Annotated in this window: 10 protein-coding genes; 7 read left to right on the top strand and 3 right to left on the bottom strand. The window is 68.2% G+C overall.

Features of this window, described 5'->3' with window-relative positions; genetic code table 11:
* The first annotated feature begins 29 nt into the window (after window positions 1–29).
* The 7 genes from QEP15_RS02395 to QEP15_RS02365 all read left to right on the top strand — a co-directional run bounded on the left by QEP15_RS02395 (window position 30) and on the right by QEP15_RS02365 (window position 7,336).
* On the top strand, window positions 30–932 hold the full coding sequence (locus QEP15_RS02395) for an alpha/beta hydrolase (protein ID WP_142051414.1): 903 nt from the start codon (window positions 30–32) through the stop codon (window positions 930–932).
* Between the two features lie 11 nt (window positions 933–943).
* Window positions 944–1,438: a MarR family winged helix-turn-helix transcriptional regulator gene (locus QEP15_RS02390; protein WP_280148400.1), complete on the top strand. Its 495-nt coding sequence runs from the start codon at window positions 944–946 to the stop codon at window positions 1,436–1,438.
* Between the two features lie 50 nt (window positions 1,439–1,488).
* Window positions 1,489–2,529 (top strand): hypothetical protein, encoded by a 1,041-nt coding sequence (locus QEP15_RS02385; RefSeq protein WP_152383301.1) that lies wholly within the window; start codon window positions 1,489–1,491, stop codon window positions 2,527–2,529.
* 134 nt (window positions 2,530–2,663) lie between these two features.
* Window positions 2,664–3,890 carry a bifunctional glutamate N-acetyltransferase/amino-acid acetyltransferase ArgJ gene (argJ, locus tag QEP15_RS02380; protein WP_280148399.1) on the top strand — a complete coding sequence of 409 codons (1,227 nt, stop codon included), beginning with the start codon at window positions 2,664–2,666 and terminating at the stop codon, window positions 3,888–3,890.
* Window positions 3,891–3,896: 6 nt separating this feature from the next.
* Window positions 3,897–4,763, top strand: coding sequence for an ATP-binding protein (locus QEP15_RS02375; RefSeq protein ID WP_175157446.1), 867 nt, complete (start codon window positions 3,897–3,899; stop codon window positions 4,761–4,763).
* A complete protein-coding gene (locus QEP15_RS02370; RefSeq protein ID WP_063953926.1) occupies window positions 4,756–5,718 on the top strand; it encodes a Nudix family hydrolase in 963 nt (320 codons plus the stop codon). Before QEP15_RS02375 ends, QEP15_RS02370 begins: the two co-directional genes overlap by 8 nt.
* Window positions 5,719–5,917: 199 nt before the next feature.
* Complete coding sequence (locus tag QEP15_RS02365) at window positions 5,918–7,336, top strand: amidase (RefSeq protein ID WP_280148398.1); 1,419 nt, start codon at window positions 5,918–5,920, stop codon at window positions 7,334–7,336.
* Between the two features lie 11 nt (window positions 7,337–7,347).
* On the opposite strand, the gene QEP15_RS02360 is transcribed toward QEP15_RS02365, so the two are convergent.
* From QEP15_RS02360 to QEP15_RS02350, 3 genes are read right to left on the bottom strand one after another with little or no spacing between them, the layout of a single operon-like run.
* On the bottom strand, window positions 7,348–8,934 hold the full coding sequence (locus tag QEP15_RS02360; RefSeq protein ID WP_217619015.1) for an efflux transporter outer membrane subunit: 1,587 nt from the start codon (window positions 8,932–8,934) through the stop codon (window positions 7,348–7,350).
* Window positions 8,931–12,044, bottom strand: coding sequence for a multidrug efflux RND transporter permease subunit (locus tag QEP15_RS02355; RefSeq protein ID WP_217619016.1), 3,114 nt, complete (start codon window positions 12,042–12,044; stop codon window positions 8,931–8,933). Before QEP15_RS02355 ends, QEP15_RS02360 begins: the two co-directional genes overlap by 4 nt.
* Entirely contained in the window at window positions 12,041–15,139 is a 3,099-nt protein-coding gene (locus QEP15_RS02350) for an MdtB/MuxB family multidrug efflux RND transporter permease subunit (RefSeq protein WP_217619017.1), read from the bottom strand. The genes QEP15_RS02355 and QEP15_RS02350 overlap by 4 nt, the downstream gene beginning before the upstream one ends.
* Between the last annotated feature and the right edge of the window lie 3 nt (window positions 15,140–15,142).

Here is a 15,142-nt window from a genome sequence, read left to right as displayed (position 1 = left end):
CAAGTCTAGGGTTTTTACCACCTGCCGCCATGGACACCCTCTACCGCAACTACGATCGCGCTCAGCTGGACGTCCAGTACAACGCTCGCGCGACAGTACCCGACATCCAGCCGATACTCAAGAAATACGCCGAGGACAGCGCCACTGCCCGGCGCACGCTGGATTGCGCGCTGGACGTGCCTTTTGGCGATCATCCCGACGAATTGCTGGACATATTTCCAGCCGCCGGCGCCGCGCCCGGCAAACCCGGCGCGCCCGTCTTCGTGTTCATCCACGGCGGCTACTGGCGCCTGTTGTCCAAGAACGAGTCCAGCAACATGGCGCCCGCGTTCACCCGGGCGGGCGCGGTGGTCGTGGCCGTGAACTATTCGCTGGCCCCGGCCGTGACGCTGGACCGCATCGTCGACCAGAACCGGCGCGCGCTGGCCTGGATCCATCGCCATATCGCCCAATACGGCGGCGACCCGGCGCGCATTCACATCTGCGGCAGCTCGGCCGGCGGCCACCTGGTCGGCGCGTTGCTGGCCAGCGGCTGGCACGCCAGTTACGACGTGCCGCCCAGTGTGGTCCGGGGCGCTGCGCCGCTGTCGGGCCTGTTCGACCTGCGCCCGCTGGTGCACACGCACATCAACGAATGGATGCGCATGAGCGAGGCCGACGCCATCCGCAACAGCCCCGCGCTGCAACTGCCGCAGACGGGCTGCCCGCTGGTGGTCAGCTACGGCGAATCCGAAACCGACGAATTCAAGCGCCAGAGCAATGATTACCTGGCCGCCTGGCGCGAACGCGGGTTTCCCGGCAGGTATGTCCCGATGCCGGGCACCAATCACTTTGATATCGTCCTGACGCTCAACGATCCGAACAGCCCGCTGACCCAAGCCATCTTCGAACAGATGGGTCTGGCGCCCTCATCACCACCGCATTCCCGGTAATCTTCCGAGCCATGACCGACACTCCCGACCTGGAATCCCGCGCCGCGCCCGACGACCATCACGCGCTGCGCCTGTGGCTGCGCATGCTGACCTGCGCCAATCTCATCGAAGGAGAGATCCGCAGCCGCCTGCGCAACGAATTCGACACCACCCTGCCCCGCTTCGACCTGATGGCGCAATTGCAGCGCGCGCCCAAGGGCATGAAGATGGGCGAGCTCTCGCGTCACATGATGGTGACCAACGGCAATATCACGGGCATCACCGACCAGCTCGAAAAGGAAGGCCTGGTGGTGCGGACCAAGGTTGAATCGGACCGCCGCAGCTCGCTCATCAAGCTGACCCCGCAAGGCAAGAAAAGCTTCTCGCGCATGGCGCGGGCCCACGAAAACTGGGTCAAATCCATGTTCGCCGACCTGCCCGAATCCAGCCGCAACGCGTTGTTCCAGGCGCTGGGCGAACTGAAGCTGCAGGTGGTGGCCACCCGCTCGGCGGCCCACCGCGATTAAGCGTTCTTGCGCGCCGGATCCGGGGGCCGGATTGGCGCATAATTGCCGCCATGATTCCGGTATCTCTTCCTGGCGGTAATTTCTACGTGTTGATGGCGGCCTCGCTGGCCTGCCTGTCCACGTTGCTGACCTGGCTCGCCGTCCTGGCCACCTCGCGCGGCGCGCGCGAATGGCTGGCCGTCCACCGGCGCGCCGGCACCGTGCTCATGACCTTGCTGGCGGTCGTCGGCGCCATCTTTCCGTACCAGCAGTTCAGCCAGTGGTTCGTGGCCCAGCGCGATGCGCAGGCCGACGACGCGCGCAAGACCGTGCTGGCCCAGCCCACGCAGCTGGCCGGGGTGCAGATGCCCGCCGGCACCACCCTGCGGCTGGCCACGCCGGGCGATCTGGCCTCGTTTGACCGCGCCACCTTTCCCGAAGCCCATCCCGCCGAGATCCTGGGCGTCGCGGCGACCCAGCTGTTCCGCTACCCCGCGACCAGCAAGCAACCCGAAACGCTGTCCGCCGAAATCGCGCGCGACCAGGCGCTGGAAGGCTGGCTGTGCGCCCACGGCCACCGCATCGAATTCGTCGTGCATGGCGGGCATCCGCAGTTCTCCAGCTGCCACCTGGCCATCGGCAATACGCTGGACCAGCAGCCCGTGCCTGCGGGCGCCTGGCTCAAGGTCGACCCCGCCCTGCGCGGCACGCCGCTGGACAAGAGCGGGTCCGGCCCGCGCTGGCTGCTGCGCACCGAGGGCAGCGATTCCCTGACCGTGGCCAGGATTCCCTTGCTGAAGGTGGATCTGCAACTGGACGCGCAGCGCCGGATGCTGGGCTTCGAAGGCCTGGCGGCGCGCGACACCGTGCTGGGCGACATGACTTACCCGCCCGGCACGCGCGTGCTGGCCGCCAACCCGCGCCTGCAGGGCGCGCAGCCGGGCGACCTGCTGTTCTCGCCCTCGCGCGGGCGCTCGGCGCGCCGGGCCGGCGGCGAAGACGTCCCCGCGGGCAAGTCGGTGCTGCAGGCGCCCGACGGCACCGTGCGCAGCGTGCTGAGCAACCGCGAGGCCGGCGTGCTGGACGTGGCCGCCATGCGCATCGGTCCCTGACGCGGACGCCCCGCCCTTCGGGTTGCCGAGGGGGCCGGACACCGCCCCCGGATCCGGTGGGATAATACGAAGCTTTCCCGCACGCCGCCGTGCCTGGCGGCGGTTCCGTCCCGCTCACTCCAAGAGACGAAGTCATGGCCGTTAATCTGCAGATCCCCTCCGAGTCCGAAATTTTCCCTGTTGCCGGCGTAGAAATCGGCGTCACCGAGGCCGGCATCCGCAAGGCCAACCGGCGCGACCTGACGGTGTTCCGCCTGGCCGAAGGCACCAGCGTGGCGGGCGTCTTCACCCGCAACCGCTTTTGCGCCGCCCCGGTGCAGGTCTGCCAGGCCCACCTGGCCGCCGGCGGCCCGATCAGCGCCCTGGTCATCAATACGGGCAACGCCAACGCCGGCACCGGCGAAGAAGGCCTGAAAAAAGCCAAGGACACCTGCGACGCGCTGGGCAAGCTGCTGGGCGTGCCCGCCTCGCAGATCCTGCCGTTCTCCACCGGCGTCATCCTGGAGCCCCTGCCCCTGGACCGCCTGGTCGCCGGTCTGCCCGCCGCCATCGCCGACCTGGCCGCCGACCACTGGTCCAGCGCCGCCCACGGCATCATGACCACGGACACCCTGCCCAAGATTTCATCCGCCAAGGTGCAGATCGACGGCAAGACGGTCACCTTCACCGGCATCAGCAAGGGCGCCGGCATGATCCGTCCCAACATGGCCACCATGCTCAGCTTCCTGGCCACCGACGCCGGCATCGCCCAGCCGCTCCTGCGCAAGCTGGCCGAGGAAATCGCCGACGCCTCGTTCAACCGCATCACGGTCGACGGCGACACCTCCACCAATGACTCCTTCATCATCGCCGCCACCGGCAAGTCGGGCGTCAACGTCAACAGCGAGTCCGACGCCGCCTACGCCGCCGTGCGCGAGGCCCTGACCGCCGCCGCCCTTGATCTGGCCACCAAGATCGTGCGCGACGCCGAAGGCGCCACCAAGTTCATGACGATCCGCGTCGAAGAAGCCGGCACCACCGAGGAAGCCCTGAAGGTCGCCTACGCCGTGGCGCATTCGCCGCTGGTCAAGACCGCGTTCTTCGCGTCGGACCCCAACCTGGGCCGCATCCTGGCCGCCGTCGGCTATGCCGGCATCGATGACCTGGATGTCTCCAACATCCGCCTGTGGCTGGACGACGTGCTGGTTGCCAAGAACGGCGGCCGCAATCCCGACTACCAGGAAGCCGACGGCCAGCGCGTCATGAAGCAGGCCGAAATCTCGGTGCGCATCGCGCTGGGCCGAGGCCAGGTCAGCGACACCGTCTACACCTGCGACTTCTCGCACGAGTACGTGTCGATCAACGCCGACTACCGCTCCTGATCGACCATGACGGCAAACGAGTTCACCACCCTGATCCAGCGCGCCGAACGCGTGCTGGCGCAGCTGGAGGCCTTCCTGCCTCCGGCCCCGCCCGAGATCGACTGGTCGGCCCACGCGTTCCGCTGGCGCAAGCGCGGCGCGCGCGGCTGGCTGGACGCCGTGCGCCACGTGGCGCGCATCGACCTGCAGGACCTGCAGCACATCGAGCGCCAGAAGGCCACCATCGACCGCAACACGCTGCAGTTCCTTGAAAAGAAGCCCGCCAACAACGTGCTCATGACCGGCGCGCGCGGCACCGGCAAGAGCTCGCTGGTCAAGGCCATGCTGGCCGCCTACGGCGACCGCGGCCTGCGGCTGATCGAAGTCGACAAGTCCGACCTCGGCGACCTGGCCGATATCGTCGAACTGGTGGCGGCGCGGCCCGAACGCTTCATCGTGTTCTGCGACGACCTGTCCTTCGAGGAAGGCGAAGCCGGCTACAAGGCGCTGAAATCGGTGCTGGACGGGTCGGTGTCGGCCTCGGGCGACAACGTCCTGATCTACGCCACGTCCAACCGGCGCCACCTGATGCCGGAATACATGAGCGAGAACCTGCAGGCCAAGCACCAGCCCGACGGCGAAATCCACCCCGGCGAAACCGTCGAGGAAAAGATTTCGCTGTCCGAGCGCTTCGGGCTGTGGCTGTCGTTCTACCCGTTCAAGCAGGACGACTACCTGGACATCGTGTACCACTGGCTGCGCGAACTGGGCTGCCCCGAACAGCACATCGAACCGTCGCGCACCGAGGCCCTGCAATGGACCATCGAGCGCGGCTCGCGTTCGGGCCGCGTGGCCTATCAGTTCGCGCGCGACTGGGCGGCCCGCCATGTCTGAAAAGATCGTCGACGTCGCCGCCGGCCTGATCCTGCGTCCGGACGGCAAGCTGCTTCTGGGCCAGCGCCCCGAGGGCAAGCCGTGGTCGGGCTGGTGGGAACTGCCTGGCGGCAAGCTCGAACCCGGCGAGACCGTGCTGCAGGCGCTGGCGCGCGAACTGCAAGAAGAAATCGGCATCCGTGTCACGCAGTCGCGCCCGTGGGTCACCTATGTGCACGCCTATCCCCACACCACGGTGCGCCTGGCGTTCTGCCACGTCACCGGCTGGGAAGGCGAACCGCAAAGCCTTGAAAACCAGCGCCTGGAATGGGTGGATCCGGCCAACGCGGCCGCGGTGGGCGACTTGCTGCCCGCCACCCTGCCGCCGCTGCGCTGGCTGCAGCTGCCCACCACCTATGGCATCAGCGGCATCGGCTCGCGCGCGGGCATCGCGCCGTTCCTCGGCCGGCTGGACGCGGCGCTGGCGCGCGGCGTGAAGCTGGTGCAGTTCCGTGAACCGCAATGGCCCGACGGCGTGGGCGCCAGTTCGCTGCACGAGGTGCTGCAACAGGTGGTCAAGCGTTGCCGCGCCGCCGGCGCGCGCGTGCTGGTCAACAGCATCCATCCCGTTGCCTGGTGGAAGGAAGCCGACGGCGTGCACCTGCGCACGGCGGATGCGCTGCGTCTGACCGCTCGTCCGGAATTGCCGCGCAACGCGCTGGTCGGCGTTTCCGCGCATGACAACGCGCAGGTGGTCCATGCCCGCGAACTGGGCGCGGACTTTGCCGTGCTGGGTCCCGTGCTGGACACGCCCAGCCATCCCGGCGCGCAGACGCTGGGCTGGGAAGGCTTCGTGCAAGGCAACCGCGACGCGGGCATTCCGGTGTTTGCGCTGGGGGGACAATCCACCCAGACGGTCTCGCAAGCCTTGCGGCACGGCGCGCATGGCATCGCCGGCATTCGCGGCATTCTCTGACCGCCTGAGTTGCTCGCGCTTCGCCCTGCCGCGCCGCGCGCGCAATCCAACGGCCCATGCCTTGCGCATGGGCCGTTTTGCATTCCGCCCGGGCGGGAAAGCGCGCATAGACCAAACGTGCGCGCCGTTGCACGCTACATCCCGAGGCCTGGCCGCCACGCGCGGCCCGGCAGGCAATCGGCATTCCATCGAGGAACGCATGTCTGAAATCGCATTTGCCACGATGAGCGATCTGGCGGACGGCCTGGCGAAGGGCCGCTACAGTTCGGTGGAAGTGACGCGCCACTTCCTGGACCGCATCGACCGGGCCAATCCGGCGCTGGGCGCCTTCGTCAGCGTGGACAGCGCAGGCGCGCTACGGCTTGCCGAGGCCTCCGACGCACGCAGGCGCGCCGGCTATGGGATGCTTAGCGCCCTGGACGGCATCCCCGTGGCGATCAAGGACCTGTGCGACATCCAGGGGCAGATCACCACGGCGGGCTCCGAGGCCTGGCGCGAACGGCGCGGCGGCGTCACCGCCACCGCGGTGACACGGCTGCTGAACGCGGGCATGGTGGTGCTGGGCAAGACGCACATGGTCGAATTTGCCTTTGGCGGCTGGGGCACCAACCCGGTGATGGGCACGCCCCGCAATCCTTGGGACCTGAAGCGCGCACGGGTGCCCGGCGGCTCGTCCAGCGGGTCCGGCGTCGCCGTCGCGGCCGGGCTGGCGCCCGCGGCGCTTGGGTCGGACACGGGCGGCTCGGTCCGGATTCCGGCGGCGCTCAATGGCATCACCGGCCTGAAGACCACGCGCGGACTGATCAGCCTGCACGGCGCGGTGGCGCTGTCGCCCACGCTGGACACCCTGGGCCCGCTGACCCGCGACACGCGCGACGCAATGCTGCTGACCGCGCTGATGGCCGGATCCGACACCCATGATCCCCTGACGTTCGGCATTCCCGCCTTCAACTACCACGAGCCCTACTCCGGGCCGCAACCGCTGCGCGGCAAGCGGATCGCGCTGATGCCGGTTGCACAGCACCCCATTGCCGTGGAAGCCGATGCGCTGTCAGCCCTGGACGACGCGCGCCGCGTGCTGGCCGCGCTGGGCGCCGACGTGCAGGAAACGCCCCTGCCCTTCGATTTTCACGAGATGATGCAACGCAACGGCCAGATCATCGCCGCGGAAGCGTATGCGCTGCACCGCGGCCACATCGAGGACACGGCGCAGCCCATCGGCCAGTACGTGCGCGCCCGCGTGCTGTCGGGCAAGGGAATCTCGGCGGCCGACTACATCGGCGCATTGCAGGCGCATGCGCAGGCGCGCCGCGACTGGCTGGACTGGATGCAGGAGTTCGACGCGGTGCTGACGCCTTGCGTGCCGTTCGGCGCGCGGCAGCTGGCCGACGTCGATGAAACTGCCACGCCGCTTGCGTCGTTTACTCGCGCCGGCAACTACGTCAACGCCGCAGGACTGGCGCTGCCCGCGGGCTTCACCAGCGACGGCCTGCCGCTGGGCGTGCAGTTGCTGGGAAAGCCGAACGCGGAGGCCGTGCTGGGCCGGATTGGCATCGCGTTCCAGGCGGTCACCGACTGGCATCGCCAGCGGCCGGATCTGAAGGCCGTGGGTTTGTAGGGCAGCCGCGGCTAGCGCGACGGCGCCGCCGGCGTTTGCTGCGTTGGGGCTTGCGGCGCAGCTGTTTGCGACGCAGGCGCCGATGCAGGCCCCGATGCAGGCGCCACCGCAGGCGAGGTCGCGGCGTCCGCCCGCGCCGTTTCCACGGGCGGCAGACCTTCCCAGCCGCCGCCCAACGCGACGATCAGGTTGACGCTGGCCACGAGCCGGTTGCCCAGCAGGCTCAGGGCGTTGCGCTCGCTGTTGAGCGCGGTGGCGTCGACCACGGCCACGCTCAGGTAGTCGACCAGGCCCGCCTTGTACTGGTTCTGGATCAGGCGCAGCGATTCCCGCGCGGATTCCAGCGCGCGCCGCTGCACGATCTGCTCCTGCTCCATTACCCGCAGCTGGATCAGGTAATCCTCGACCTCGCGCAGCCCGGTCAACGCCGCCTGCCGGTAGGCCGCGGCCTGCGAGTCGTACGACGCACGGGCCTGCTCGACCTGGGCCTCGCGCGCGCCGCCGTCGAAGATCGTCAGGGCCAGCGCCGGTCCCAGCGACCAGAAGCGCGCGGGCGCCGTCAGCAGCTCGGCAAACTCGCCATTGCGGAAACCGCCGTCGGCCGACAGGGTCAGGCTGGGGAACCACGCGGCCTGCGCCACGCCGATCTGCGCGTTGGCGGCGGCGGCGCGGCGTTCGGCGGCCGCCACGTCGGGCCGGCGTTCGAGCAGTTCGGACGGCAGGCCCACGGGAATCTGCGGCAACCGCAACGCGAAGACGGCGGGCGGCAGACTGAACTGGGACGGCGCCAGACCCATCAGGACGGCGATCGCGTGCTCATACTGGCCGCGCTGCCAGTCCAGGTCGATGGACTGCGCGCGCGTGCTTTCCAGCTGCGTGCGCGCCACCGCCACGTCGGCTTGGCCGGCCACGCCGACCTCATAGCGGTTCTGCGTGAGCTGCAGGGATTTTTCATAGGCGGCCACGGTGGCGTCGAGCAGACGCTTCTGCTCGTCCAGCACGCGCAATTGCAGATAGGTCTGCACCAACGCGGCCTGCGCACTCAGCCGGGTCGCGCCCAGGTCCGCCAGGCTGGCGGCGGCGCTGGCTTCCGAGGACTCGACACTGCGGCGCACGCGCCCCCACACGTCCAGCTCCCAACTGACGCTGCCGGTCAGCGAATACTGGTTGGATACGTTGCCGCCGGAACCAGTGGACGAACCGCTTTGCCCGCCGTTGCCGCTGCGGCTCATGCCTGCCCCCGCGCCCACGGTCGGAAAAAAGCCCGAGCGCGCGCCGCGCACCAGGCCAAGCGCCTGGCGGTAGTTCGCCTCGGCCTGCGCAATGGTCTGGTTCGAGGTGTTCAGACGGTCCACCAGGCCGTTCAGCGTGCTGTCGTCGTAAACCGTCCACCACGCGCCGCGATCGGCCTCGTCGCGCGGTTGCGCGGGCTTCCAGCCGGGCACCTCGACCTCGCCTTCCTTGTAGGCGGCGCCCACGTCGAGCGCCGGACGCTGGTAGTCGGGCCCGACCGCGCAAGCGCCCAGCAGCGCGCACAGCGCAAGCGTGATCGCGGCGCGGGGAAATGAGGCGAAAGCAGACGGCGTGGTACGGATCATGTGTGTTTGATGGAAGCGGAATCGCCGGCCCGCCCGGAGCGCCGGCGTGCGGCCCACAGGCGGAAGCGATCCAGATAAAGATAGACCACCGGGGTGGTGTACAGCGTGAGGATCTGGCTCAGCACCAGGCCGCCCACGATGGTGATGCCCAGCGGCTGGCGCATCTCGACGCCGGCGCCCGTGGCCAGCACCAGCGGCAGCGCGCCGAAGATGGCCGCCATCGTGGTCATCATGATGGGCCTAAAGCGCGTCAGGCAGGCCTGGAAGATGGCGTCGCGCGGCGACATGCCGTGGTGGCGCTCGGCGTCCAGCGCAAAGTCCACCATCATGATGGCGTTCTTCTTGACGATGCCGATGAGCAGGAACACCCCGATCAACGCGATCAAGGTGAAGTCATGGCGCACCAGCAGCAGCGCAAGCAGCGCGCCCAGGCCCGCCGACGGCAGCGTGGACAGGATGGTGAGCGGGTGGACGAAGCTTTCGTACAGGATGCCCAGCACGATGTACATGGTGACCAGCGCAGCCAGGATCAGCCAGGGCTGTTGCGACAGCGTCTGCTGCAACGCGGCGGCGGTGCCCTGAAAGCCGGCCTGGATCTGGTCGGACGGCAGGCCGATGCGGGCCACCGCGTTGTCGATCGCGGTGGTCGCCTGCCCCAGCGACACGCCGGGCGCAAGGCTGAACGAGATGGTGTCCGCCACGAACAGCCCCTGGTGACTCACGCTGAGCGGTGCATTGGCGTTTTCAAGCTTGGTGAACGCCGACAGCGGCACACGTGCGCCGTCCGCGGTGATGACTTCGACCTGGCGCAGCGACTCGATGTCCTGCGCGAACTTCGGGTCCACGCCCAGCACCACGTGATACTGGTTGAGCGGCCCGTACATGACCGACACCTGGCGCTGGCTGAACGAATTGTTCAGCACCGTGGAGATGGTGGCCATGCTGATGCCCAGCCGCGTCGCGGCTTCCCGGTCGATGACCAGGTTGATCTCGCGGCCCCGGTCCTCGACGTCGGCGTCCACGTCGGTAATCTCCGGAATCTTGGCCATCGCCTGCTGCACCTTGGGCATCCACGTGCGCAGCAGCTGCAGGTCGCCAGACATCAGGGTGTAGTCGTACGAACCCTGGCTTTGGCGCCCGCCAATGCGGATGTCCTGCTGCGACACCAGGAACATGCGCGCCCCGGGCATGTTCTGCAGCTTGGCGCGCAAGCGGTTGATGACCACGTCCGCAGAGACCTTGCGCTCGTCCAGCGGCTTTAACTGGATCTGCATGAAGCTGCTGTTGCTGCCGCCGCGCCCGCCGGCGTAGCCGGTCATGCTTTGCACGGCCGGATCGGCCAGCACCACCTTGCGCAGCGCCTCGAGCTTGGGCAGCGTGGCCTGGAACGACGTGCCCTGGTCCACCCGGAAAAAGCCCAGCAGCTGGCCCGTGTCCTGCTGCGGGAAAAATCCCTTGGGCACCACCGTATACAGGTACACGTTCAGGCCCACGGCGATCGCCAGCGTCAGCATCATCAGCCGCCCGTGCGCCAGCGCCCAGCCGAGCGACACGCGATAGCCGTTCTGCATCGATTCGAAGGCGCGTTCGGACCAGCGGGCCAGCCGGCCCGGCGGCTTCTGTTCCTTGGGTTCGGGCCGCAGCAGGCGCGCGCACATCATGGGCGTGAGCGTCAGCGACACCACCAGCGACACCAGGATCGACGCCGACAAGGTGACCGCGAACTCGCGGAACAGGCGCCCGACCACGCCGCCCATCAGCAGGATGGGGATGAACACCGCCACCAGCGACAGGCTCATCGACAGCACCGTGAATCCGACTTCGCGCGAGCCGCGTAGCGCGGCGCGCATCGGCGACATGCCGCGTTCGACATGACGCATGATGTTCTCGAGCACCACGATCGCGTCATCCACGACAAAGCCGGTCGCGACGATCAACGCCATCAGCGAAATGGTGTTCAGCGTGTAGCCGCACAGGTACATGATGCAGAACGTACCGATCAGCGACACCGGCACCGCCACGCTGGGAATGATCGCCGCCCGCCAGCGCCGCAGGAACAGCAGCACCACCAGCACCACCAGGCCCACGGCGATGATGAGCGTCAGCTCGGCCTCGTGCAGCGACGCCCGGATGCTGGGCGTGCGGTCCTGCGCGACCCGCATGTTGACGTCGGCGGGCATCAGCGCCTGCAACACGGGAAGCTGGGCGCGCACGGCGTCCACGGCTTCGATGATGTTGGCGTCGGCCTGCCGCCGCACGATCATCAGGATGGCGTTGCGATCGTTGTAGAAGCCGGTCTGGTAAAGGTCTTCGACCGAATCCTCGACGCGGGCCACGTCGGACACGCGCACCGGCCGGCCATCGCGCCAGGCCACGATCAGCGGCCGGTATTCCTCGGCGCGGCTGAGCTGGTCGCTGACCATGATCTGCCAGTGGTAGCGGTCGTTTTCCAGCACGCCCTTGGGCCGGTTGGCGTTGGCGTTGGCCAGCGTGGCGCGCAATTCGTCCAGCGACACGCCCTGATTGGCCAGGGCGCCGGGCAGCACGGTCACGCGCACGGCCGGCAGCGAGCTGCCGCCCACCGTGACCTCGCCCACCCCGTCCACCTGGGCCAGTTTCTGCGCCACGATGGTGGACGCCAGATCGTAGAGCTGGCCCTGGCTGAGCGTGTCGGAAGTCAGCGCCAGCGTCAGGATGGGCGCGTCCGACGGATTGGACTTGTGATACGTGGGATTGCTGCGCAGCCCCGTGGGCAGCAGCGAGCGCGCCGCGTTGATGGCGGCCTGCACGTCGCGCGCGGCGCCGTTGATGTCGCGCGACAGGTCGAACTGCAACGTGATGCGGGTAGAGCCCTGCGAGCTGCGCGAGGTCATTTCGGTGACCCCCGCGATGCTGCCCAGCGACCGCTCCAGCGGCGTGGCAACGCTGGAGGCCATGGTCTCGGGACTGGCGCCGGGCAGGCTGGCCGACACCGAAATGGTCGGAATGTCCACCTGCGGCAGGGGCGCGACCGGCAAGAGGAAGAACGCAAGCATGCCGGCCAGCACGACCGCCAGGCTCAGCAGCGTGGTCGCCACCGGCCGGACGATGAAGGGCGCCGACAGGATCATCGGGCGGCTCCGGCCGATTGCGCGCCCGCTCCGCGCCAGCGGCGCGACATGCGATCGAACATCAGATAGATGACGGGCGTGGTGAACAGCGTCAGCACCTGCGACAGCAGCAGGCCGCCGACCATGACCAAACCGAGCGGCTGGCGCAATTCAGCGCCCGTGCCCGTCGACAGCATCAGCGGCAAGGCGCCGAACAGCGCCGCCAGCGTGGTCATCAGGATGGGACGAAAGCGCAGCAGCGCGGCCTCGTGGATGGCCTCGCGCGGCGACAGTCCGCGCTTGCGTTCGGCATCCAGCGCGAAGTCGATCATCATGATCGCGTTTTTCTTGACGATGCCGATCAGCAGGATGATCCCGATGATGCCGATCATGTCCAGCTCGGTGCCGCTGATGAGCAGCGCCAGCAGCGCCCCCACGCCCGCCGACGGCAGCGTGGACAGGATGGTGATGGGATGGATGTAGCTTTCGTACAGGACGCCAAGCACGATGTACATCGTGACCACGGCCGCCAGGATCAGCCACAGCGTGCTGGACAGCGAATTCTGGAACGCCAGCGCCGCGCCCTGGAAGCGGGTCTCGACACCGGCCGGCATGCCGATCTCGGCTTCGGCCGCCTTGATGTTCTCGACCGCGTCGGACAGCGAGGCGCCCGGCGCCAGGTTGAACGACACCGTCACCATCGGAAACTGGTCGAGCCGGTTCACGGCCAGCACCGTCCTGCCTTCGCTGATGTGCGCGACCGACGACAGCGGCACCTGCGCACCCGAGGACGTGGGCACGTGAATCTGCCCGAGCGCGCTGGGCGACATCTGGAACTGAGGCAGCACCTCGAGCACCACGCGGTACTGGTTGGACTGCGTGAAGATCGTGGAGATCAGCCGCTGGCCAAAGGCGTTGTACAGCGCCTCGTCGATGATGGCGGCGGTGATGCCCAGGCGCGAGGCGGCGTCGCGGTCGATTTCCACCCAGGTCTGCAAGCCGTCGTCCTGCAGGTCGTCGGCCACATCCATCAGGCCGGGCACGGCGCGCAGGCGGTCGACCAGCTTGGGCGTCCACTCGCTCAGCACCTTCAGGTCGGGATTGGACAGCGTCATCTGATACTGCGTGCGGCTGACGCGGTCTTCGATGGTCAGGTCCTGCACCGGCTGCATGTAGACGGTCAGGCCGTCCTGCTTGTTCAGGTTTTCCTGCAGGCGCGCCATCACCGCGCGCAGATCGCCGGTGCGCTCGGCCTGGGGCTTGAGCGAAATCTGCATGCGGCCGGCGCTGAGCGTGGCATTGCTGCCGTCCACGCCGATGAAGGACGACACGGCGGCCACGTCGGGATCCTGCAGCACCAGGCGGGCGGCGGCCTGCTGGCGCTCGGACATGGCGGCAAACGAAATGGACTGCGGCGCCTGCGTGATGGCCTGGATGAGGCCGGTGTCCTGCTGCGGAAAGAACCCCTTGGGCACCACCATGTACAGCAGCACGGTCAGCGCAAAGGTGGCCACCGCCACCACCAGCGTCAGCGTCTGGTGGCGCAGCACCACCTGCAGCATGCGGTCGTATGCGGCGATGACGCGGTCGATGAACGCGCCCGTGGCCCGATGAAAGCGCCCATGCTTCGTTTCGGATTCCGAGCGCAAGAGGCGCGCGCACATCATGGGCGTGAGCGTCAGCGACACCAACAGCGAAATCAGGATGGCCACCGCCAGCGTGATCGCGAATTCCCGGAACAGCCGGCCCACGACTTCGGTCATGAAGAGTAGCGGGATCAGCACGGCGATCAGCGACAGGGTCAGCGAGATCAGCGTGAAGCCGATCTGCGACGCGCCTTTCAGCGCGGCCTGCATCGGCTTTTCGCCTTCCTCGATGTGCCGGGCGATGTTCTCGATCATCACGATCGCGTCGTCCACCACGAAGCCCGTGGCGATGGTCAGCGCCATCAGCGTCAGGTTGTTGATGGAGAACCCGGACAGATACATGATGCCGAACGTGCCCACCAGCGACAGCGGCACGACGACGCTGGGAATCAGCGTGGCCGTCAGGCTGCGCAGGAACACGAACGTGACCATGACCACCAGCCCCACGGCCAGCAGCATTTCAAACTGCACGTCGGCGACCGAGTCGCGGATGGTCTGCGTGCGGTCCGACACCACCGTCACGTCCAGCGTGGCGGGCAGCGCGGCGCGCAGCTGCGGCATCAGCGCCTGAATGCGGTCGACCACGTCGATCACGTTGGCGCCGGGCTGGCGCTGGATGTTCAGCAGGATGGCGGGCTTGTCGCCGGCCCACGCGGCCTGGCGCGTGTCCTCGGCCCCCTCGACCGCGCGCGCCACGTCGGCCAGCCGCAGCGGCGCGCCGTTCTTGTACGCGATGATCAGGCTGTTGTAGTCGGTGGGCGACTTGAGCTGGTCGTTGGCGTTGATGGTGGTGGAGCGCTGCGGGCCGTCCAGGTTGCCCTTGGGCTGATTGACGTTGGCGCCGACGATCGCGGTGCGCAGGTCGGTCAGCGACAGGCCGTTGGCCGCCAGCGCCTGCGGGTTCACCTGGACCCGCACCGCGGGCCGCTGCCCGCCCGCCACGCTGACCAGGCCCACGCCGGGGATCTGCGACAGCTTCTGCGCCACGCGCGTATCGACCAGGTCGCGCACCTGCGGCAGCGGCATGGTGGGAGACGTGATTGCCAGCGTCAGCACGGCCGCGTCCGCGGGATTGACCTTGTTGTAGGTGGGCGGCACCGGCAGGTCGGACGGCAGCAGGTTCGAGGCGGCATTGATGGCCGCCTGCACCTGCTGCTCGGCGACGTCCAGCGGCAGCGTCAGATTGAATTGCAATGTGATGACCGAGGCGCCGCCCGAACTGGTGGACGACATCTGGTTCAGGCCGGGCATCTGGCCGAACTGCCGCTCCAGGGGCGAGGTGACCAGCGAGGTCATGACGTCGGGGCTGGCCCCGGGGTACAGCGTCACGACCTGGATCGTGGGGTAGTCGACCTCGGGCAGCGCCGAGACGGGCAGGAAGCGGTAGGCGATGAGGCCCGCGATCAGGATGGCCACCATCGACAGGGTGGTGGCCACGGGGCGCAGGATGAATAGGCGCGACGGGCTCACGGC

Origin of the sequence: Achromobacter mucicolens (assembly GCF_029866465.1) — a bacterium.
Lineage (GTDB): Bacteria > Pseudomonadota > Gammaproteobacteria > Burkholderiales > Burkholderiaceae_B > Achromobacter > Achromobacter mucicolens.
The sequence above is the reverse complement of the archived record's forward strand: the minus strand, read 5'-3'. Positions and strand labels throughout refer to the sequence as shown.

Bases quoted from the DNA above. Each gene is read 5' to 3' on its own strand.
- QEP15_RS02395 (WP_142051414.1), top strand. From the start codon at position 30: ATGGACACCCTCTACCGCAACTACGATCGCGCTCAGCTGGACGTCCAG.
- QEP15_RS02390 (WP_280148400.1), top strand. From the start codon at position 944: ATGACCGACACTCCCGACCTGGAATCCCGCGCCGCGCCCGACGACCAT.
- QEP15_RS02385 (WP_152383301.1), top strand. From the start codon at position 1,489: ATGATTCCGGTATCTCTTCCTGGCGGTAATTTCTACGTGTTGATGGCG.
- argJ (WP_280148399.1), top strand. From the start codon at position 2,664: ATGGCCGTTAATCTGCAGATCCCCTCCGAGTCCGAAATTTTCCCTGTT.
- QEP15_RS02375 (WP_175157446.1), top strand. From the start codon at position 3,897: ATGACGGCAAACGAGTTCACCACCCTGATCCAGCGCGCCGAACGCGTG.
- QEP15_RS02370 (WP_063953926.1), top strand. From the start codon at position 4,756: ATGTCTGAAAAGATCGTCGACGTCGCCGCCGGCCTGATCCTGCGTCCG.
- QEP15_RS02365 (WP_280148398.1), top strand. From the start codon at position 5,918: ATGTCTGAAATCGCATTTGCCACGATGAGCGATCTGGCGGACGGCCTG.
- QEP15_RS02360 (WP_217619015.1), bottom strand. From the start codon at position 8,934: ATGATCCGTACCACGCCGTCTGCTTTCGCCTCATTTCCCCGCGCCGCG.
- QEP15_RS02355 (WP_217619016.1), bottom strand. From the start codon at position 12,044: ATGATCCTGTCGGCGCCCTTCATCGTCCGGCCGGTGGCGACCACGCTG.